Annotated in this window: 19 protein-coding genes; 9 read left to right on the top strand and 10 right to left on the bottom strand. The window is 35.6% G+C overall.

The window, feature by feature from the left end; translation table 11 throughout:
* Positions 1-15: 15 nt before the first annotated feature.
* Positions 16-624 carry a superoxide dismutase gene (locus IPJ80_03050; protein ID MBK7912460.1) on the bottom strand — a complete coding sequence of 203 codons (609 nt, stop codon included), beginning with the start codon at positions 622-624 and terminating at the stop codon, positions 16-18.
* Between the two features lie 63 nt (positions 625-687).
* A complete protein-coding gene (locus tag IPJ80_03045; GenBank protein MBK7912459.1) occupies positions 688-1581 on the bottom strand; it encodes a DMT family transporter in 894 nt (297 codons plus the stop codon).
* Positions 1582-1637: 56 nt separating this feature from the next.
* Between IPJ80_03045 and IPJ80_03040 the strand changes: the two genes are divergently transcribed.
* From IPJ80_03040 to IPJ80_03005, 8 genes are read left to right on the top strand one after another with little or no spacing between them, the layout of a single operon-like run.
* On the top strand, positions 1638-2111 hold the full coding sequence (locus tag IPJ80_03040) for a redoxin domain-containing protein (GenBank protein ID MBK7912458.1): 474 nt from the start codon (positions 1638-1640) through the stop codon (positions 2109-2111).
* Positions 2112-2121: 10 nt separating this feature from the next.
* Positions 2122-2424, top strand: a complete 303-nt coding sequence (locus IPJ80_03035) for an ATP-dependent Clp protease adaptor ClpS (protein ID MBK7912457.1) — start codon at positions 2122-2124, stop codon at positions 2422-2424.
* A gap of 6 nt (positions 2425-2430) precedes the next feature.
* Positions 2431-3156: a leucyl/phenylalanyl-tRNA--protein transferase gene (locus tag IPJ80_03030; protein MBK7912456.1), complete on the top strand. Its 726-nt coding sequence runs from the start codon at positions 2431-2433 to the stop codon at positions 3154-3156.
* 9 nt (positions 3157-3165) lie between these two features.
* Entirely contained in the window at positions 3166-7170 is a 4005-nt protein-coding gene (locus IPJ80_03025) for a T9SS type A sorting domain-containing protein (protein ID MBK7912455.1), read from the top strand.
* A 17-nt stretch (positions 7171-7187) separates the two neighbouring features.
* On the top strand, positions 7188-8471 hold the full coding sequence (locus tag IPJ80_03020; GenBank protein MBK7912454.1) for a bifunctional folylpolyglutamate synthase/dihydrofolate synthase: 1284 nt from the start codon (positions 7188-7190) through the stop codon (positions 8469-8471).
* A 1-nt stretch (position 8472) separates the two neighbouring features.
* The gene (locus IPJ80_03015) at positions 8473-9033 is read left to right on the top strand and encodes a UbiX family flavin prenyltransferase (protein ID MBK7912453.1); all 561 of its coding nucleotides are present in this window, start codon (positions 8473-8475) and stop codon (positions 9031-9033) included.
* A 17-nt stretch (positions 9034-9050) separates the two neighbouring features.
* Positions 9051-9686: a 4'-phosphopantetheinyl transferase superfamily protein gene (locus IPJ80_03010; GenBank protein MBK7912452.1), complete on the top strand. Its 636-nt coding sequence runs from the start codon at positions 9051-9053 to the stop codon at positions 9684-9686.
* Positions 9628-10137, top strand: coding sequence for a hypothetical protein (locus tag IPJ80_03005; protein MBK7912451.1), 510 nt, complete (start codon positions 9628-9630; stop codon positions 10135-10137). The genes IPJ80_03010 and IPJ80_03005 overlap by 59 nt, the downstream gene beginning before the upstream one ends.
* An 81-nt stretch (positions 10138-10218) precedes the next feature.
* Here IPJ80_03005 and IPJ80_03000 read toward each other — a convergent pair whose 3' ends face one another.
* Positions 10219-11556 (bottom strand): phosphatase PAP2 family protein, encoded by a 1338-nt coding sequence (locus IPJ80_03000; protein ID MBK7912450.1) that lies wholly within the window; start codon positions 11554-11556, stop codon positions 10219-10221.
* A 296-nt stretch (positions 11557-11852) separates the two neighbouring features.
* Here IPJ80_03000 and IPJ80_02995 point away from each other — a divergent pair, with 296 nt between their 5' ends.
* Entirely contained in the window at positions 11853-12770 is a 918-nt protein-coding gene (locus IPJ80_02995) for a TerC family protein (GenBank protein MBK7912449.1), read from the top strand.
* Between the two features lie 266 nt (positions 12771-13036).
* On the opposite strand, the gene IPJ80_02990 is transcribed toward IPJ80_02995, so the two are convergent.
* The 7 genes from IPJ80_02990 to asnS form a co-directional block, all read right to left on the bottom strand.
* Complete coding sequence (locus tag IPJ80_02990; protein ID MBK7912448.1) at positions 13037-13426, bottom strand: hypothetical protein; 390 nt, start codon at positions 13424-13426, stop codon at positions 13037-13039.
* A 108-nt stretch (positions 13427-13534) separates the two neighbouring features.
* Positions 13535-13831, bottom strand: a complete 297-nt coding sequence (locus IPJ80_02985; GenBank protein ID MBK7912447.1) for a hypothetical protein — start codon at positions 13829-13831, stop codon at positions 13535-13537.
* A gap of 84 nt (positions 13832-13915) precedes the next feature.
* Positions 13916-14554 carry a response regulator transcription factor gene (locus IPJ80_02980; protein ID MBK7912446.1) on the bottom strand — a complete coding sequence of 213 codons (639 nt, stop codon included), beginning with the start codon at positions 14552-14554 and terminating at the stop codon, positions 13916-13918.
* A gap of 54 nt (positions 14555-14608) precedes the next feature.
* Complete coding sequence (locus IPJ80_02975; protein MBK7912445.1) at positions 14609-17710, bottom strand: hypothetical protein; 3102 nt, start codon at positions 17708-17710, stop codon at positions 14609-14611.
* A 61-nt stretch (positions 17711-17771) separates the two neighbouring features.
* Entirely contained in the window at positions 17772-18356 is a 585-nt protein-coding gene (locus tag IPJ80_02970; GenBank protein MBK7912444.1) for a DUF1211 domain-containing protein, read from the bottom strand.
* 13 nt (positions 18357-18369) lie between these two features.
* Positions 18370-18966, bottom strand: a complete 597-nt coding sequence (locus IPJ80_02965) for an OmpH family outer membrane protein (protein ID MBK7912443.1) — start codon at positions 18964-18966, stop codon at positions 18370-18372.
* An 11-nt stretch (positions 18967-18977) separates the two neighbouring features.
* The gene (gene asnS / locus IPJ80_02960; GenBank protein ID MBK7912442.1) at positions 18978-20411 is read right to left on the bottom strand and encodes an asparagine--tRNA ligase; all 1434 of its coding nucleotides are present in this window, start codon (positions 20409-20411) and stop codon (positions 18978-18980) included.
* Between the last annotated feature and the right edge of the window lie 5 nt (positions 20412-20416).

The following is a 20416-nucleotide window of genomic DNA, read 5'->3' as shown; positions in this document are numbered from 1 at the left end:
GAAAATAATAGAAATTTACTTAAACTGATTGTAGCGTTTTTCTGCGTACTCCCAATTGATAACATTAAAAAATCCAGAAATGTAATCCGGACGACGGTTTTGATATAATAAATAATATGCATGTTCCCATACATCCAATCCAATAACTGGCATTCCACCACAACCGGTATTTGGCATTAGAGGATTATCCTGATTTGGGGTGGAACAAATTTCAAGTTTACCACCAGGGTGTACACACAGCCATGCCCATCCCGAACCAAATCTGCCAATGGCAGCTTGTGCAAATTTTTCTTTGAAAGCTTCAATTGAAGTAAAATCACGAATAATTGCTTCACTGAGCGAACCGTTTGGATTACCCCCTCCATGTGGAGACATCATTTCCCAAAACATACAATGATTGTAATAACCACCTCCATTATTTCGAAGGGGCATATTGCTCATGTCCAGGTTTTGTAAAATTTCCTCAATACTTTGGTTTTCCTGTGGCTTATCCTTTATTGCAGCATTGAGGTTATTGGTATAAGCTGCATGATGCTTCCCATGATGAATTTCCATGGTTCTTGTATCAATATGCGGCTCAAGTGCTTGGTGCGGATAAGGTAATTCTGGTAACAGGAATGGCATAAATTATTGTTTCAATCCGTAAATGTAAAAAACGAATCGTATTCTACAAGACAATTAGAATAATTAATTTGTTTTAAAACGATCAAATTTTTTTTCAAGATACGGATGTAACAAAACGCTGGTCAAAATAATAAATACACCAATATAAAATGGCAGGTTTAATTGCCGGTGCTCATTTAAAACAGCTATGGCCAAAATAATCCCATAAACAGGCTCCATATTAAATGCAAGCATGGCTGTAAATGCACTTAGGTTTTGTAAGGACCTGATTACAAAAACATAGGCAACAACTGTGCAGAAATAGGAAAGAAATAATAAATAGAACCAATCACTTCCACTGGGAAAAAATTTAAAATTCGGGTCAAATAAATAAACAACGGGCATTAGAATGCTCATTAAGCACCAAACTGAGAAAAGTTCAATCCAACTTATTAGAATTTCATCAGAAGTTTTAATATATTTCTTATTTAGAGTGGCAAATGCGGCAGAAAAGACAGCCGCCAAAATCCCAACACCAAATCCCAATCGATAGGAAAAGTCAATATTTTGAAGGATAAGCCACATGCCGGGAAGTATTATGAGTCCGGTTCCTATATCCAGGGTTTTGATTTTTTTCTTTTGGAATAGGGCTTCAAAAAATGCAGTTGATAATGGAATAAAAGCTAAACAAATCATGGCGACTGAAGAATTTGCCAATTTTATCGATCCATAAAAGCAAATCCAATGCAGTCCTACTAATAAACCAATCCACATGAATCGTTTGAAGGTTTTGGAATCCATTTTTTGAAAACCTTTAGCACGGTACATTTTTGGCAACATCAAGACCCAGGTAAGTAACGAACGCCACCAAACAAGGACTAATGCAGGTAAAAGAATCATTTTACCTAAAATACCTGTGAATCCGAACAAAAAAATGGCCAGATGGAGGAGGAAAAACGACTTTTTTACACTATCCATTTTAGATTATGAAAATTGAAACAAATATCTAATTTTGTGCCCTTAAATTTTTATTCATGAGCAGTTTGCATTTAGGTGAAAAAGCCCCCGGATTTACCTTGATTTCGTCAGATAAAACAGAAATCCGATTGGCTGATTTTCAAGGACACAATGTATTGCTTTTGTTTTTCCCATTTGCATTTACTGGTACCTGTACTCAAGAAATGTGTCAAATGAGGGATGATATAACCCTATACGAATCATTGGATGCCCAAATTTTAGGGATATCTGTGGATTCTCCTTACACCTTGGCTAAATTTAAAGAAGTAAACAAAATTCCATATCCCTTGCTTTCAGATTTTAATAAAATTGTTTGTAAAGCCTATGACTGTATCGATGAAGTTTGGAATTTGGGACTACGGGGTGTTGCAAAACGTTCAGCTTTTGTTCTTGACAAAGAAGGACATCTTCGATATATGGAAATTTTGGATAATCCAGGAAATTTACCTAATTTCGAGGCGATAAATCATGTATTAAAAAATCTCAATTAATATCCTGCTTATGATGCAAAATAATCCGGGAACCTGGGAAGCTATCGAAGAAGATGTAATGGTTGAAGATCAATTGGGAAGTCTTTCTGAATTGATTGTTTATAATGATGACGTAAATACATTTGATTGGGTAATTGAAAGTTTGATGGATATTTGTAAACATACCTTTGAGCAAGCTGAACAATTATCTATGATAGTTCATTTTAAAGGAAAAGCAATCGTTAAAACAGATAGTTTTAATATCTTAAGACCTATGAAAGATGCTTTGTGTGATCGGGGCCTTTCTGCAGTTATAGAATCCATCAAAGTATAATTAATCTTGCCGGTTGCCTTTTTACCGGAATTTCCGCTCTACTTTCCCCATCCTTCTCAAGCAGATCGACACGGCTTGCTTGCCATAGGGGGCAGTCTAAGTTCCGAACGAATCATTCTAGCTTATCAAAATGGAATTTTTCCCTGGTATAATTTAGGCGAACCCATCATGTGGTGGAGCTTAAGTCCAAGGTTGATGTTAGACCCCAAACAGATTCATGTTTCAAAAAGTATGCATCGCGTATTAAACAACAAATCATTTTCTGTGACTGCGGATAAAGATTTTGAACAAGTAATGCGGAATTGTGGGGCAATAATGCGTCAGGGTCAAAATGAAAGCTGGATTCATGAAGAAATGATACAGGCTTATATTAATTTGCATCAAATGGGAATTGCGCATTCCATAGAAGTATGGAAATCAGAAGAACTTGTAGGAGGCATCTATGGATTGGCTATTGGAAAATTGTTTTGCGGAGAATCGATGTTCTCTAAAATTTCGAACACTTCAAAACTTGCTATGATAAATTTGGCAAACTTTTTAAGTGTAAAAAAATTTGACTGGATTGATTGCCAGCAGGAATCAGATCACATGAAACGCATGGGCGCTTCTGTCATTTCACAAGGAGATTTTTTAAACTATTTAGAACAAAATAAGCGCAATTCACTTGTAAGCGAAAACTGGTCAGAAGAATTTAGCAATTTCTACCAGGAATGGACTAATTTTAGGTATTAATATTGAATTATGTTAAAAAATATCTTTCTCACTTTTACATTGTCTGTATTGGTGAATCTGAGCTTTGCTCAGGAACAGCCCGGACGCATATACTTTGATTCCAACGCTCCGGAATTCATTCATTTGATTTTTAGACCCTTGCCAAATGTTTTTTTAGTTGAAAAAGCATATACGGAATATTATAAAGACCGTGAATTTGTTAAAAACTCCTACACACAATATTACAAATTGTGGATGCATTGGGCACAAAAGTTTATGGATTCCAATGGAAACATTTACATCCCAACACCCCATGAAACACTTACTGAAGAAAGCATTCGATTGCAACTTCGAAAAAACAATACCATTCATAGAGCACCTGCAGCCAATTGGAAATTTGTAGGTCCTTCAAAAACTTATCATACAGATGGAATTACAAAAGTAACCTGGCAAACAAATGTCTATTCAATGGATATTGCTCCAAGCGACTCTACAATTTTGTATGCAGGAGGAGAAAGTGGTGGACTTTGGAAAACAACCGATCTTGGGAAAAACTGGCAATTGACGACTTCCAATATCTTACACGATGCATTTGGAGCTGTTCGAATACATCCTAAAAATCCTGATACCGTATTCGCTGCAACCAGCGGGAAAATTATTAAAACAAATGATGGCGGAAAAACCTGGTCAACGGTCTATTCAGAAAGTGGCTTATGGGTCAATGATCTCGCGATCAAACCAACAAATGGACAAATTATATTAGCTGCAAGCAACAAAGGAATGCTGCAGTCTGTCAATGGCGGATTAAATTGGAAAAAAGCATTTACAGAAGAATGTTGGACCGTAAAATTTAAATTGAATGCACCCACTACAAGTTTTTGTGTTCGTTTAAATGGTGCACTATCCGATTTTATGAAATCCACCAATGAAGGTCAAAGTTGGACCAGCGTTTCTCCAATTTGGTCCAACCCAGGTGGAGGAGAATCCGTTACCGGTGCACACATTGCACAATGTCCAAGCAACGCAAAAAAAATCTACGTTTATTTATGTGGTACCGGTGGTACATTAAATGGCTATGTAGGTGTTTTTGTTAGTTCAGACGACGGACTCATTTGGACCAATACAAATCCTTTGGGAATGGTAGGTGGGACCTATACCATTCCAACCCATACCAATTTGATGGCCAATAATGGAACTACTGGATTCAATCAAGGATTTTATGACATGGCGATTGTTGTAAATCCAAAAAACGAAAATGAATTAATTGCAGGAGGTACTTCTTGGTTTAAAAGTACTGATGGCGGAGCAAGCTGGAATAGTCTTGGAGGCTATGTTGGCAATTTACCATGGAGTCATCCGGACATTCAGTGTTTAGCAGCACGCGGTTCTGATTTATGGATTGGAAGTGATGGTGGTATCAATTATTCAAAAGATTTTGGACTTACCAGTGAAGCGCGAATGGATGGAATTTCAGGTGCTGACCTTTGGGGTTTTGATTCCGGTTGGAATGAAGATATTTTAGTTGGAGGAAGATACCACAATGGAAATATGGCTTGGCATGAATCCTTTCCAGCAAATACCTATTACCGTATGGGTGGAGCAGAAGCTGCTACCGGTTATGTAAATCCGGGACCGGGGCGTAAAACTTATTTTTCTGATATCGGAGGATATGCCCTGAAGTCAGGTTTACAAAATGGAGTTAGTTATTTTCCGGTTGGCCTTTTTCCTAATGAATCGTATGCCTATTACGCAAATAGCCAAATGACCTGGCATCCACAATGTTGGAATATTATTTACTTAGGAAGAGAAAACAAAATCTGGAAAAGCACAGATGGTGGAGCAACCTTCCAGTTGTTATATACGTTTCCGGGAAATACTACAAACACGGTTTTTGAAATCGAGGTTTCAAGAAGTAATCCTGATATTATTTATTGTTCGCAATGGGATGGAACAGATGATTCCATGTGGAGAAGTTCAGATGGAGGGATGTCCTGGAAAAAATTAACTCCGCTTCCGTTACCTAATAATAACGACCGGGTTAAAATGAGTTTAAGTGCAAGCAATCCAAATGAATTATGGGTAGCACTTACTTATGGTTCAAATGGTAAGAAAATTTATAAAACCATTGACGGAGGATTATCCTGGATCAATTTGACAACTTCGAAATTGGATAATGTTACCATTTCGGATATATTACATCAACAGGGTACGCAAGGAGGCGTTTATCTTGGAACAAAACGCGGGGTCTATTATAGAAATGATCTCATGACGGAATGGGAAGCCTATTCAGACGGTTTGCCTGTAAGTGCAGAAACAAATCGATTGAAACCCTTTTACAGAGATGGAAAAATCAGAAATGGTTGTTGGGGATTTGGTGTTTGGGAAACGGATCTCTATGAAAATTCCACTGTGATTCCACAAGCCATGGCAAATAAATTAGAATCATTTTGCATTCGGGATACATTTTATTTTGATGATTATTCTAATGTGAATCATACCGGTGCAAGTTGGACCTGGAACATTGCAGATGCACAATATCTGACAGGACAAAATACAAGAACGCCTAAAGTAATTTTCAAATCAGTAGGTGTTAAGCAAATTATTATGAATTTAAATACACCTTCTGGCAACTTTAAAGATACCATGTATGTAAGGGTAAACAATGAATGCGAAAAAGACAGTTTGCCGGGGAATGCACTTTCCTTAAATGGATCAAATGCATATGCACAAATACCTGCTTTTGGAATTAAATCCAATACGTTTACCATGATGGCATGGGTTAAATCAACTGCAACACAACGAGATTTTGCTGGAATTTTATTTATGCGGGGTGGTAGCTCAACATCTGGTTTAAGTGTATTAACCAATGGAGACCTTCGATACCATTGGAATGATAATGGATACAACTGGGTTTCAAAAGCTCGATTAATTCCTGGGGTTTGGACACATTTAGCTTTGGTAGTTACACCAAATTCACTTACGATTTACAAAGATGGAGTTGCTTATACCCAATCAGGTGTATTCGATCCTTCCAACTTTGATAGTCCGATTACTATTGGAGCAGATCTGAATGGTGGGAATCGTTTTTTTATCGGTGAAATAGACGAAGTATGTGTGTATAATAGGAGTTTAAGCATTTCTGAGATTCGTGAAATCATGCACTTAAGCAGAACCCATACTGCGAATCCTGGATTGCTAAGTTATTTTCAATTCAATGAAGGTCCTGTAAAAATTTTAGATAAAGAAAATTCATTTCACGGATCCCTGGGAGGCAATGCAGTTTTAATTCCATCAACAGCCCCAATTGGTCCGGGTACCAGTTTGCGAATGGACATTCGGACTAAAGGAATTTATCCGTTTGGACTCACAGGTCTTACAATAGAAACAGAAGACAGCGGCGTATTTCCTAATGGAGAATTGTGTGTAAGCCGTATCAATTACATTCCTCCAACAAACTTTAATCCTGACAATAGACCGGTAAGTAATTCATACTGGATCCTTCATAATTATGGATCAAATCTTTCTCACACCCCATTCAAAATCTTGAGTTTTGATAATATTGGTCTGGTTCGGGCACAAACACAGGCAAACGAATTAAATTTATTTAAACGAGGTCCTAATGAAGATACCGCAAGTTGGGTACTTGCAATTAATGGAAGTAGTTTGCAGTCTGGCCCAAACGCATCTGCTCAATTTACTAAAACAAAAGTGCAGGAAAGCAGCCAATTGCTCATCTCTAAAACTGCAGGAGATACTATAGTAGTCGGTGTTAAAAATCCGGTGCGAAATGTAAGTCAGACCTTAATCGAAATTTCTCCTAATCCATTAAATTCACAAGATCCACTATCTATTAAAACGAATATGGAGGGTGAAATTGTTGCAAAACTTATGGACGATCGCGGGAGGATTCTAAAAATTATTAAATTTAAAAACAATTGTGAAACCCGGATTCCAGAACTAAAACCGGGAACGTATTTATTGAGTTTTGAATCAAAGAATCAATTGGTATTTAAAAAATTATTGGTAATCGAATAAGCTTTTTTATTCTTTTCATGAACTATAGAGAAACCCTTCAATACCTGTATGATGCCTTGCCTATGTTTCATAGACAAGGGAAAACAGCCTATAAAAAAGATCTTACCAACATTCGGGCTTTATGTGAAGCATTGGATAATCCGCAACAAAAATTAAAATGCATTCACATAGCAGGAACGAATGGCAAAGGTTCCGTATCACACATGATGGCAGCTATATTGCAGGCTCATGGTTACAAAACAGGATTATACGTATCGCCTCATTACAAAGATTTTAGGGAGCGTATTAAAATCAATGGGCGCTATATTTCGCGAAGCTACATTACGCATTTTGTAGAAAAAAATATGGATTTGTTTAATAAGGTGGCCCCCTCGTTTTTTGAGATGACAGTGGCAATGGCCTTTTCCTATTTTAAAAAGCAAAAAGTTGACTTTGCAGTTATAGAAACCGGTTTAGGAGGACGCTTGGATTCAACAAATATTATACAACCGCTATTAAGTATTATTACAAATATCAGTTGGGACCATAGCGACTTATTGGGAGATAGCCTTGAAAAAATAGCCCAGGAAAAAGCCGGTATCATTAAAGCGGATACACCGGTAGTTATTGGCAGAAAGCAAATAGAATCAGCACCTGTTTTTAATCACATGGCAAAAGCACAACATGCACCCATTTACTATGCTCAGGATCATACAACGATTCATAGCGTAGAAGGTCCAAAGGGTCTGGATCGCATAAGCTTTGAAATAGATGGAATCGAGATGGTTGTCAAACCCTCCTTGAATGGCATTTATCAATTGGAAAATATTAATACCGTATTATCAGCATGTCAGGTATTAAATGCTTTTAAAATTGTCCAGCTGGAATCTAGTAAAATTGCAATTGGTATCGAGAAGACCAGTGAATTAACTTGTATGGTTGGAAGATGGCAACAAATTGCGAGTAATCCGGATGTTTTTGTTGATAGTGCCCACAATGAAGATGGGATAAAATATTTAGTTCGTCAAATAGAAGGAATCCATTTCAACAAACTGCATTTTATTTGTGGTTTTGTAAAGGATAAACCAATTGATAAAGTACTTGTTCAGTTACCTAAGGATGCTTCCTATTATTTTGTCAAGGCTTCGATTCCACGGGCGTTGGATGAACAGGAGCTTCAGCAACAAGCAAAAGCGTATGGTTTATCCGGAAGCTGTTATAGCAAGCCAAAGCAAGCTTTACGAGCTGCAAGAAAACATGCTAAAAAGGAGGATCTGATAGTAGTGAGTGGAAGTATTTTTGTTGTAGGTGAATTCTTATAAATTGATTGATATGAAATTAGTAGTCGCAATTGGAGGAGCAAGTGGTTCAATTTATGCAAGATTGTTGCTCGACAAATTAATGGAAATGCCAGCAATGGAAATTTCAATGGTACTGAGTAAAAATGCAAGCTTTAATTGGGAATTGGAAAACGAAAATTATCCGCTTGGAAAATATCCTTTTCAGAGATTTGAAAATGATGATTATTCAGCACCATTTGCAAGTGGTTCAGGAAAATACGATGCAATGATTATTTGTCCTTGTTCTGCTGGCCAGCTTGGAAGAATTGCAAATGGATTGTCTGATGATTTAATCAGCAGGTCTGCAGATGTGATGCTCAAAGAAAGGAAAAAACTGGTTCTTGTTTTTAGAGAAAGTCCCTTAAGTTTAATTCATATCGAAAATATGCGATCTGTTACCTTGGCCGGTGGTTTGATTTGTCCTGCAATTCCATCCTTTTATTCTAAACCAGAATCCATGGATGCACTGGCAGCTACTGTCAGCAATCGGGCATTGGAATTAATTGGATTGGATACAAAGTCATTTAGTTGGGGAACGGTATAAGTTTGATTGAATTCATAATGCCTATTTTTCAACATATAAAAACTATAAATGAAGCAGATATTTATATTTGGAAAATTGAGGAGCCTGCAACATTTTTCTTAAATGAAGTTTTTTGGGAAGAAAGACAAATCAATTGGTTGGATACCATCCATCCTTCTAAACGATTAGAATATCTCGCTTCCCGGTTTTTGATTTTTCATGTTGCCGGAATACTTGATAGTCATTTATATAAGAATGAGGCTGGGAAAATTTATCTAAAAAGTAAACAACAACACATTTCTATTTCTCATTCATCAAACTTTACAGCCGTTGCCTTATCAAAAAAAACCATTGGATTCGATTTGCAATGTTATTCAGAAAAGATATTCAGAGTTGCACAAAGATTTTTAAGCAAGCAAGAATCTGCTGCATTAAAATCGTTCGAAACAATTCAAAGTTTAACCTGTGCCTGGACCGTCAAAGAAGCCGTTTATAAAGCCTACGGCCAAAAGGGGATTCATTTTAATAAACAGATAGCAATCGACGCAATCCAACCAAAAGAAGGAATTCAAAAAACAAACGCGCGCTTGATTAATAATCAAATTGAAACACATTATGAAATCTATTCTCAATTATACTCCGACATGTGCTGGTCACTTGCTCAGGAAGTTTGATTTATATGTCATAGTTTTATCAGGAGTCTTATTATTCTCCTGTAAAAACAATCCGACTCGATCTATTGATAGTCCGGTACAGTCGATAGCGGGACAAACTCAATTTGAACAACTTCCGGAATCCTTTAGGACATTTTATATTAAATTTCATGAAGACAGCTTGTTTCAAATGGAACATATTGTTTTTCCTTTAGAGGGTCTTCCGGATCATGCAGATCCTGAAGATGTGCAAGTAAATCCATTTTATTATACAGCTGACCAATGGATAATTCATAAATTATTTGATTCAAAGTCAAATACCATCGTGTATTTAGAATTAGGAGGTATCATTATTGAAGAGCGAATTACAGAGATGAAATATGGCTTAACCATCATCCGTAGATTTGCAAACTCATCTAGCGGTTGGCGATTGATTTATTATGCAGGTTTGAATAAGTATACTATTAATTAAAACAAAATCCTTTCTAGAATTTCTAAAGGAAAATTCGACGCTCCTATTATAATATTATTTATAAGTCAGAATGAGCTAAGTTTATTTTTTTAAATTAATTCGTGCAATATTATTTCCAATAATAGTCCCTTGTTCAATCCCTTTATCGATTGCATGCCTGTAATGAATGCCACCATATAATCTTGAAATTGCAGCTTCTGCAGCACAGGCTTTAAAAGATGTAAAATTTCTCGGACTGCCGTCTATATCTGATCGGTCCTGATGTGTAATGTCTGTAAAGCTATAATTTGAACCATAGTAGGATTCTAAAACAGTCATAGCAGCAGCAGTTTGCACCGAATGACCGCTTGTATGCTCTGGAAAGGGTGGAGTACTTAATAAAGTAGTAAAATTAGGATCTATATATTTTTTAATATAGCTTACAGGTCTGAGTAAATTGTAAATGTATTTAGATTTCCAACAAGATATAAATGCATCATGCACAGCTAGTCCAATTTTGGAAAAAACTTCAGCAGCTTCAGCTAAATTAGCATTTTCATTATTCAAAATAATGGCTGCAATTGACATGGAATGTCCAGGAGGCGTTGCGGTTATCCCTGGGTCATCACTCCAGAATTTTGCAATTTTAATAGCTTCAGCATCTAAATTTAAACTATAGATATAAACTTCCTGTGCCTGCAAATAAAATAGACTTTTAGAATCAATTGAAAAGCTTAAAGGAGGAAAATTTTGTATCAAACTATTATCTGCATCGGGAGCTAAAAAGGGTCTAACGGAACCCCAATAAGCTTGTAATGGTATTAGGTTGGTTGGGGACGTTGGCTCCCATTTATCAGGACCGCTGGGAATCGTATAGTCTGGGAAATTGTTTGCGTACGCTTCCTCCTTGCCGTCTGATTTGGCATAACTATAAATGGCTTCAGCTACTTTTTTGCCAAATTGGATGGATCGGTTTATGGTAACTGAATCATTAGATATGTTTTTTGATATGTATTTTTGCTCCAGTTGATCTATTAAATCTTTATTTGAAGCTGAACTGGTTTTAAATAGATTACGCATCATGTCGGCCATGCACGAATTAGCTACCAATTCCCAATGGTAAGTTTTTCCATTTTCAATCTTAAATCCCGGGTTGTTATATTCTGAAATTAAGCCCAGGTAAGAGCGATTTTCACGGATACCAGCTACGACCGATTCATATAGAGCCAGCGCAGCATACCCATATGACCTCGCAGCCACGGGTGGTGAAAAGCCAGGAGTGGTTTTAACCAGTGTTCGTTCCAAATTGATCCATTCGATGGCAACATCTGCAGGAAAATCGGAGGTTTTATAGTTTATTTCCGGTTCTGCCAAATCTTCATTGCAAGATTGCAGAAGTCCTAAAAGTAGGACGATAGTAAATAAAAATATGCGTTTCATCCTATACATAATTTTACCAAATATAAATAATTTGAATTTTAGTATTATTTTTTTTTAACCGGTTATTTTAGTCTTAAAATGAATTGGGCTAATAGCTTTAACCAAAATTATTTATAGTGGATTCGAAATGGCATTCACAAGGAAAGATTATGTTTGTGATTTCTTGGGAACTTTTAGACCTAATTTCGGCTTATAAATAGATAGTAACTATCATTTTGGATTAAGGGATCTAAACTTAAAATACCAGGCAGTGTTATTTCTTTCGGTATACTAATCGTATAAAATCAAGCTAATATATGACTAATGAAATTTGGTTATGGGGTGGATTCGTCCTATTTATTATTTTGATGTTAGCCTTGGATTTAGGCGTTTTCCACAAAGAAAATCACGAAATTAAATTAAAAGAAGCCTTGATGTGGACCATGTTTTGGGTCAGTCTGGCTTTGATATTTAATATAGGAATCTACCACTTCATGGGGAGTGAAAAGGCACTCCAGTTTCTCACTGGGTACCTGATTGAAGAGTCATTATCAATTGATAATGTGTTTGTCTTTATGTTGATTTTTTCTTACTTTAAAGTCCCCCCAAAATATCAACATAAAATCTTGTTTTGGGGCATTTTGGGTGCCATGTTGATGCGTATAACATTTATACTTTCAGGCATCCTTTTGATTGAAAAATTTCATTGGATCATTTTTGTTTTTGGAGGTTTTTTAGTCATCACGGGCATTCGATTAGCATTTCAGGATGAAATTTCAATTAAACCAGATTCAAACCCGGTCATCAGATTATTTAAAAGATATTTTAGAATTACGGACACTTATCATAAAGATAAATTTTTCATTCGTGAAAATGGGGTATTGGTAGCAACACCAATGATGATAGTTCTTATATTTATTGAGGTTTCAGATTTGATTTTTGCTGTAGATAGTATTCCAGCCATTTTAGCCATTACGTCCGATCCATTTATTGTATTTACTTCAAATGTGTTTGCTATTTTAGGATTGCGTTCGCTATTCTTTGCGATATCTGCAATTTCAAAATACTTTATTTATTTAAAATATGGTTTGGCAGCAATATTAACCTATGTTGGAACGAAGATGTTGGTATCAGATTATTATAAAATTGATCCGCTCTATTCCTTATTGGTGATCTTGGCCATTTTATCCTTGTCAATTTTTGCATCCATGCTTGCAGTAAATAAGAAATTATAAATCTTCTTTTTCATTTGGAAAGAATGCACTTTAAAATCTAAATACAAATTCATCAACCGGTTGAAAGGATATATTAATCCTGTAAATCAAAGTATACTTATCCTTCTTAATGCTGATCCCAGAATGGTTCTTGGGATTTGAATTGAGAAATAACTTGTAAGAAGACAATCCGACCAATAAAAAATATGAGCAGCAACGAATAGAGTTTTTATGAGCCTTATGAGTTGCTACAGGATTTCTATTCAAGGGCGAAATAACGCTTCCCTTTAATTTTTTAAATTTCCTTTAAAAGCATAATGGATATCAGCTTGTCCAGCTTTTTTCCAAATAAAGCTACCAGAAATTTCATGATCTTTAACTGTGCCGGTAAACTGCATTTCTCCTTCCGTACTGCTTTTTGTGGTTGAGCTAAAGCTGTAAATTCCATCTTTATAAGTGCACTGGTAAGGACTGGCCGAGAATCCATATTGATGGCAGCTTTCAGAATCCATCGTATTGTTTTTAAATACAACAATATCCGGATCTTGTTTTTCAGGATGATTGATATCCCATGCACTAATTTGATATGAGTTTCCATCCAGATTTTTATTAGTGTTTTGAACACATGCGATAAAGCTCGATAAAATTACCAGACAGATTAATTGAATTATTTTCATATAAAATTGTTTTTATTTTAGTTTTAAATTGTCTTGAATTACTTCAAAATTCTATTACTTCATAAACCAATGTATCTTTTAAATTCGCTTCGCTTCCAATGAGCTAGTTTACATTTCAATTAGTTTAAGCAATTCGCGATTCGAACTTTTAACATGAGGTTTAAATCCCTCATACCAGGCTTGCCATGCTGGATTTTTCATTCCGTTGACTAACATGTTTTCATACTCTGCTAAGGAATTGAATTGCATTTCAATAATTATCCGGTACGATTCACCTGTAAAGTCGGTTAGAATTTTTGTTCCGGCCACTGGAAATAAATTTTGGCTTATAGCTGCCCTTAAACCTGGCAGCACATTTTTAAAGGCCCCAAAATGAATGTGAAATGTGTCTCTTGCTATATACATATTGGTGTTTTTTAGTTTTTATAATTTATGCAAATATTGTAAAATTTTAGGCTATATTACAATCCCATAATTATGTGAAATTAACTAAGTATATTTTTTCATCGAGATTTTTGAAGCAGCTTCGGTCGCGGAATGTACCTGAAGTTTCTCATAAATTTTTTTAATATGTGATCGAACCGTTTCCAGAGAAATAAAGCACTTTTCAGCAATCATTTTATAGCTAAAACCGGATGTTAGCAAATCCAATACTTCTTTTTCACGTTGACTGAGTCCATATTGATCTTCAGCAGGTATTGTTAGCTTATGAAACAAGGTCAATACTTTTTTTGCAATCGAAGGCGTCATCGGAGCTCCACCGCTTGCTAGATCCCTGATAGATTCAACGATTTTCTGTGTTGACGCACTTTTAAGTAAATATCCTGAAGCACCGTGGCATATTGCTTCAAAAATATTGTCATTGTCTTCAAATACGGTCAACATCATTACTAAAGTACCCGGAATATTTTTCCGGATCAATTTGAGTCCTTCCAAGCCATTAATCCCTGGCATCCCAATGTCCATAAGTACAACATTCGGCCTTAATGATTTAATTTGTTCAACCACTTCATTGCAATTTTCAAACGCACCAACTACCTGCATGTCATCAAGAAGAGCAAGGCTATCTTGCAAACTGGTCCGCAAGAATGCATTGTCTTCATAAATAACAAGTGTGATGGGTTGCATAAGTCAATCGATTGAATAAAGATAGATAGTTAATGCCAGATTTAAATCCCATAATCATGTGATTAAGGGAATCGTTAGTTTTATAGTGGTTCCAAGCCCGGGAGTTGAATCGATAGAAATTTTAGCGTTTAATCGTTCTGAACGTTCCTTCATATTTTTTATTCCATTACCGGTGCTTAGTTCAAAAGGGTTAAAGCCTTGTCCATTGTCTGAAATTGTCATTCCAAATTGTTTTTTGTTTACTGAAATTTCTATGTGAGCCATACTTGCACTGGAATATTTAGCTAAATTGTTTATTGCTTCCTTAAATATCATTAGCAAATCTTTTCTTTTATCCAGGGGTAAATCAACGATGCCAGTGAATTCCAAAACTTCAAATTTGAACGCAATTTCAGCAGCTTCTAAAATTTCGGATGCGTATTGTCTCATCCGGATAAATAACATATCCAGTGCATCATTTTTCGGTTGGACTGACCAGATAATTTCATTCATCATTTCAATTGCTTGTTTTGAAGCAGATTGAATTCGATTTAATAGTGAAACTTGGTTTGTATTTTGCGGTAATTGTTTTTCCAATAAATTACTATTCAGTTGAATGCTGCTTAAGGTTGACCCGATTTCATCGTGTAAATCCCTGGCAATGGAATTGCGTAATTGCTGTAATTTTAAAATCTGTTGAATCTTAATTTTATAATAGGTATACGCAAGGCCAATAATTAGGATACAGCAAAGTGCTAAAAACCAGGCTGTTTTCCAAAAGGGAGGGTGAACTATCAATTCAAGAGGATCATTGACTGTACTCCAAATTCCGTCATTATTGGTAGCTTTAACCTTAAAAGTGTAGGTTCCACCGGGTATGTTTGAGTAATTCGCGATGGAATTATTTCCACTGTAAATAAATCCATTGTCATAACCCTCTAATGTATAGGCAAATTTATTCTTAGTACTATTTGTAAAGCTTAATGCAGCAAATTCAGCAGTAAATATATTTTGCCTGTAATTAATATGGATTGGTTTTAATTTATTTTTTATACGTTGTAACGGAATATCTTCACCGTATACTTTTACGTTACTAATGTAAACTTTCGGGGGAATTGTATTTTTAATAAATTGACCAGTTTGACTCCAGCTCATCATGCTGTTGGTAGAAAAATAAATACTTCCATTAGTTCCTGTATAACTGGCACCATCCATTCGATTTGTGGCAAGACCATCCATTTGTACATAAACCTGAATGCTTCCGTTGGAAACGTTTAAAACTGCAACTCCTTGATTGGTGGTTAACCATAAGTTTTGATGCCTGTCCGGCGTTATCGAACTAATATTGTTATTGGGCAATCCTTCAGATATTGTAATAATTTTCATTTTATGATTGCCAGGATCCAATCGGGCTAGACCATTTTCAGTTGCAATCCAAATAAAATTTAAATTGTCTTCATATAGATCATAAACTGCATTATCTGGAAGGGACTGTGGATTGTTTTTATCATGCTTATAATAAGTGAAGCGTGCATCTTTTGGATCATATTTACTCAAACCGGAATTTTGAGATCCAAACCAAATCGTTCCATTGTGATCTTCCAGTATACAAAATATAGCATTATCCTGCAATGAATTAGATGTATCAGGATTGCTTAATAAATGCTTGCATAGTTCAAAGCTTGAGTCTAATTTATAAACTCCGGCAGTAGATGAACAAATCCAATAGTTTTTATTTTTATCAATTTTAAACTTTCGGGCATTTTCAAATTTACAGGATTTACTGGAATTCAATACAACCATGCTTTGCTTTCTAAAATCATATTTAAGCAACCTGCTTGATTCCAATATTAATAATTCATTTTTATTAATAAATTCTAATTGATAAATCTTATTACCGAAAATTCCATTGGTGCCAATATATTTGCTTAGTACTTGTTTGAATTCACGTGTTTGCTGATTAAAATTTAGGATTCCCAACCCGGGTATTGAAATTAAAAGGCTGCGCTCCGGAATATCCTGTAAATTGGATACAATGCAATACGGATTTCGATAAATGGATATTTCATTATTTTGTAAAGGGATTTGGATTGTTGAAAATTGATGTGATCTTGGATCATATTTATTTACACCATCTTGTGTAGCAACCCAAATGGCTCCTGCTTCGTCTTTAAACAATTCATGAATATAATTTGAGCTGAGACTATACCTATTTCCGGGATCATGTTTTATACTTCGATAATAACTGCTGGTTTTAGGGTTATAAAAGGATATTCCAGCACCAAATGTTCCAATCCACCAACAACTATCATTTTGGATCACAATTCCTGTTACAATATTGCTTTTTATGTCCGGATCTTGATTTGTATCCAGATGAATTGCTTTCATTTGGACATCGCTGTAGTTTATTTGATTCAAGCCACCTAACCAGGATCCGACCAGTAAACTGCTATCATTTAATTTAACCAACAGTCTTTGTGTGGTGGTAGAACGAATTTCTTTTGAATGTCTTGAAGCTATTTTTACACTTTTTTGAACATCAGCACATAGTTTATATTGGATAACTTCACTTTGATTTGTACCAATAAACAAATATTCATTGATATCAATATAGATTGATTTGATGACCAAATTATTTTTGTCAGATGGGCGATAGGATGCTTCAACAAGAAATGAATCTCCTAAACGATGAACGGCGGTTTTAGTGGCAAACCAAATTCTCCCAAAAGCATCCATCCGAATGCAATGCACTCTGTATAAATCAGATTTTTCCAGAGTTTGAGGAAGATTGATTCTTGTAAATCGGGCCATTTCATAGTCATAGTAACAGATGCCACCATTCGTTGCAATCCAGATTCTGTTATTGGCATCTACAACTAAATCATTTATTATATTATTGGGGATACTGGTGCTGTCGCCTAATTTGGAATTGTAGATTTTAAAATTTTTACCGTCAAATCGGGCTAATCCATCGGGTGTACCTAACCAAATATACCCAAAATGATCTTGTACGATTTTATAAACAGGTGCAGGGAGTCCCTTGGATTCTCCAAACCGCTCAAACGGAATTAATACATCCTGGGTGTATGCTGAATGCTGAATTAAGCATATACAAATGAACAACTGTATGCAAAAACATTTGAATTTTGAGCCAGATAGTATTTTTGATGAAGCCATATAGTTTCATCAAAAATATAAAAAAATTAGTTGCTAATATGGAATGGAGGCAGAATTGCCTTTAATCAGATTCCGAAAACACTTTTTCTATATTTTTATCAGGAATAATCCACATAAGGGCAACAAAAACATATAAGATTCCTGATAGCGGCGTGTAATAAAAAGCCAATACAATTGCTAAAATATAGCATACCAATGAAATTTTCCCTTTTACATTTTGTTTCTGATGCGCTTGTTGAAAAGCTTCAGCATGTAAATGATGTTTTACAACCAGTGTTTGAAGAATATAATATGCCAGTGCAGGCATCAAAAGTGCAAAACCGTATAAGGAAACTGTTATCGGAGCAAAATGATTTTCACCCATCCAACCGGTTGCAAAAGGAATTAGGGATAACCAAAAAAGTAAATTTAGATTTGCCCACAATACACCGCTGGTTACTTTTGATATTGAGTGAAACAAATGATGATGATTACCCCAATAAATACTTAAATAAATAAAACTCAATAAATACGAAATAAAGACAGGAAGCAATTCCAACAAACTTTCCAGATCAGCCTTGTGAGGAACTTTAATTTCCAATACCATAATGGTTATAATAATTGCCAATACACCATCGCTGAACGCTTCAAGTCTTGTTTTATTCATCCGGATTTATTTATTATTGGCTGTATTTTTCGTTGAGTGCTTTTATCATTTCGTTTGTTATGTTCAGGCTAGGATCTGAATAAAATATATTTCCTTCTCGTGCAACTGAAAAAATGAATTTGTACTTTTTAGAAGCATTAAATTCTTCCAGATACGAAATCACTTTTTTATGTAGGGCCTCATTAAATTCAGCAGTTTCTTCAGCAAACTGTCCGGATAATTTTTCTTTACGTTCCATTAAATCACGCTCCATTCCGCTAAGCCTTTTTTGAGCATTTTCCATTTCATTGCGGGTCATGTTTTCTGCATTTTTCTGGAGCTTTTGGACTTCCCGTTGCATGGCTTCTTCCTTGGCTTGAAGCTCTTTCAGCATGCTTTCTTGTTTTTTCTTGAAGTCAGCTTCACTTTCTTTGAAAAATTTTAACTGTCCCAGTAAGCTGTCTGAATAAAAAAAAGCTGCCTGAAAATCGCCCGAACTCATGCTCGCTTCTGTGTTATTTTTTGTGTCATTTCCAGCATGGCAATTTCCGTTGCATGCAAGTTGTTTATAAAGAAGAAATAGAATGGCTATTAATGACAAGCCATGAAGAATCCAATTGATATTTTTCATTAAATCATTTTTTAAAATTCAGCATTCCCGGGAAATCTTGGAAACGGAATCACATCCCGGATATTTGTCATTCCTGTTACAAATAATACAAGTCGTTCAAAACCTAATCCAAATCCTGCGTGTGGACAAGAGCCATATCTACGCGTATCAAGATACCAATACATTTCTTCAGTAGGAATGTGCATTTCTTGCATACGGGTCTCTAGTTTTTCCAGACGTTCTTCACGTTGTGAGCCTCCAACAATTTCTCCAATACCGGGAAATAGAATATCCATGGCTGCAACCGTTTTGCCATCTTCATTTTGACGCATATAAAATGCTTTGATCTCTTTAGGATAATCAGAAAGGATTACAGGCTTTTTGAAATGTTTTTCAACAAGGTAACGTTCATGTTCTGATTGCAAATCGGTTCCCCAGTTTTCAACCGGAAACTGAAACTTGCCTTTTTTATTTGGATTGGAATTTTTTAATATATCTATTGCCTCTGTATAACTGATACGTTCAAACTTATTTTCTACACAAAATGATAAGCGTTCTAACAAACTGAGTTCGTTTCGTTCATTTTGTGGTTTTTGTTTATCATCTTCCTGCTCGCGATCGTTCAAGAATTTTAAATCATCCGGACAATCAGTCATAACTTTTTGAATCACGTATTTCAAGAGATCTTCTGCAAGATTCATGTTGTCATGTAGATCTGCAAATGCAACTTCTGGTTCGATCATCCAAAATTCAGCAAGGTGTCTGGGTGTATTTGAATTTTCTGCTCGAAAGGTTGGGCCAAATGTATATACTTTTGACAAGGCCATTGCTGCTAATTCTGCTTCTAATTGACCCGATACCGTTAAATTAGCCGGCCTTTCAAAGAAATCTTTTTTAAAGTTTATACTTCCATCATCATTTTTAGGAATGTTATTTAAATCCAAGGTGCTTACCTGAAACATTTCACCGGCACCTTCTGCATCGGAAGCAGTTATAATTGGCGTGTGTAAATAATAAAATCCACGACTATTGAAAAATTCATGAATTGCAAAAGATAAGGTATGACGAATTCTAAAAATTGCTCCAAATGTATTTGTACGAAATCGCAAGTGTGCAATTTGTCTTAAGAATTCCAAGCTGTGTTTTTTAGGTTGCAGCGGATAACTGGAAGGATCACAATCTCCAAGAATATCCAATTTAGTAATTTGCAATTCCATGGTTTGGCCACTGCCTTGGGAAGAAACCAAAAGGCCTTCAGCTTCAAGTGCTGCTCCAACAGAAATTCGACGGATCAGTGATTCGTCAAATTGTGTAAAATCAATTACCAATTGTAAATTAGCTTGTGTGGATCCATCATTTAAAGCAATAAATCGATTGCTTCTAAAAGCGCGCACCCAGCCTTGAACCTTCAATGATTGTCCAAATTCCTGAGATGCTAATATATTTTTAATTGAACGAGTCGCCATGGTTA

The sequence above is a fragment of the Saprospiraceae bacterium genome, assembly GCA_016714025.1.
GTDB lineage: Bacteria > Bacteroidota > Bacteroidia > Chitinophagales > Saprospiraceae > Vicinibacter.
The sequence above is the reverse complement of the archived record's forward strand: the minus strand, read 5'-3'. Positions and strand labels throughout refer to the sequence as shown.

Coding starts and splice junctions, on each gene's coding strand:
- IPJ80_03050 (MBK7912460.1), bottom strand. CDS start 624: ATGCCATTCCTGTTACCAGAATTACCTTATCCGCACCAAGCACTTGAG.
- IPJ80_03045 (MBK7912459.1), bottom strand. CDS start 1,581: ATGGATAGTGTAAAAAAGTCGTTTTTCCTCCTCCATCTGGCCATTTTT.
- IPJ80_03040 (MBK7912458.1), top strand. CDS start 1,638: ATGAGCAGTTTGCATTTAGGTGAAAAAGCCCCCGGATTTACCTTGATT.
- IPJ80_03035 (MBK7912457.1), top strand. CDS start 2,122: ATGATGCAAAATAATCCGGGAACCTGGGAAGCTATCGAAGAAGATGTA.
- IPJ80_03025 (MBK7912455.1), top strand. CDS start 3,166: ATGTTAAAAAATATCTTTCTCACTTTTACATTGTCTGTATTGGTGAAT.
- IPJ80_03020 (MBK7912454.1), top strand. CDS start 7,188: ATGAACTATAGAGAAACCCTTCAATACCTGTATGATGCCTTGCCTATG.
- IPJ80_03010 (MBK7912452.1), top strand. CDS start 9,051: ATGCCTATTTTTCAACATATAAAAACTATAAATGAAGCAGATATTTAT.
- IPJ80_03005 (MBK7912451.1), top strand. CDS start 9,628: ATGAAATCTATTCTCAATTATACTCCGACATGTGCTGGTCACTTGCTC.
- IPJ80_03000 (MBK7912450.1), bottom strand. CDS start 11,556: ATGAAACGCATATTTTTATTTACTATCGTCCTACTTTTAGGACTTCTG.
- IPJ80_02995 (MBK7912449.1), top strand. CDS start 11,853: ATGACTAATGAAATTTGGTTATGGGGTGGATTCGTCCTATTTATTATT.
- IPJ80_02990 (MBK7912448.1), bottom strand. CDS start 13,426: ATGAAAATAATTCAATTAATCTGTCTGGTAATTTTATCGAGCTTTATC.
- IPJ80_02985 (MBK7912447.1), bottom strand. CDS start 13,831: ATGTATATAGCAAGAGACACATTTCACATTCATTTTGGGGCCTTTAAA.
- IPJ80_02980 (MBK7912446.1), bottom strand. CDS start 14,554: ATGCAACCCATCACACTTGTTATTTATGAAGACAATGCATTCTTGCGG.
- IPJ80_02975 (MBK7912445.1), bottom strand. CDS start 17,710: ATGGCTTCATCAAAAATACTATCTGGCTCAAAATTCAAATGTTTTTGC.
- IPJ80_02970 (MBK7912444.1), bottom strand. CDS start 18,356: ATGAATAAAACAAGACTTGAAGCGTTCAGCGATGGTGTATTGGCAATT.
- IPJ80_02965 (MBK7912443.1), bottom strand. CDS start 18,966: ATGAAAAATATCAATTGGATTCTTCATGGCTTGTCATTAATAGCCATT.
- asnS (MBK7912442.1), bottom strand. CDS start 20,411: ATGGCGACTCGTTCAATTAAAAATATATTAGCATCTCAGGAATTTGGA.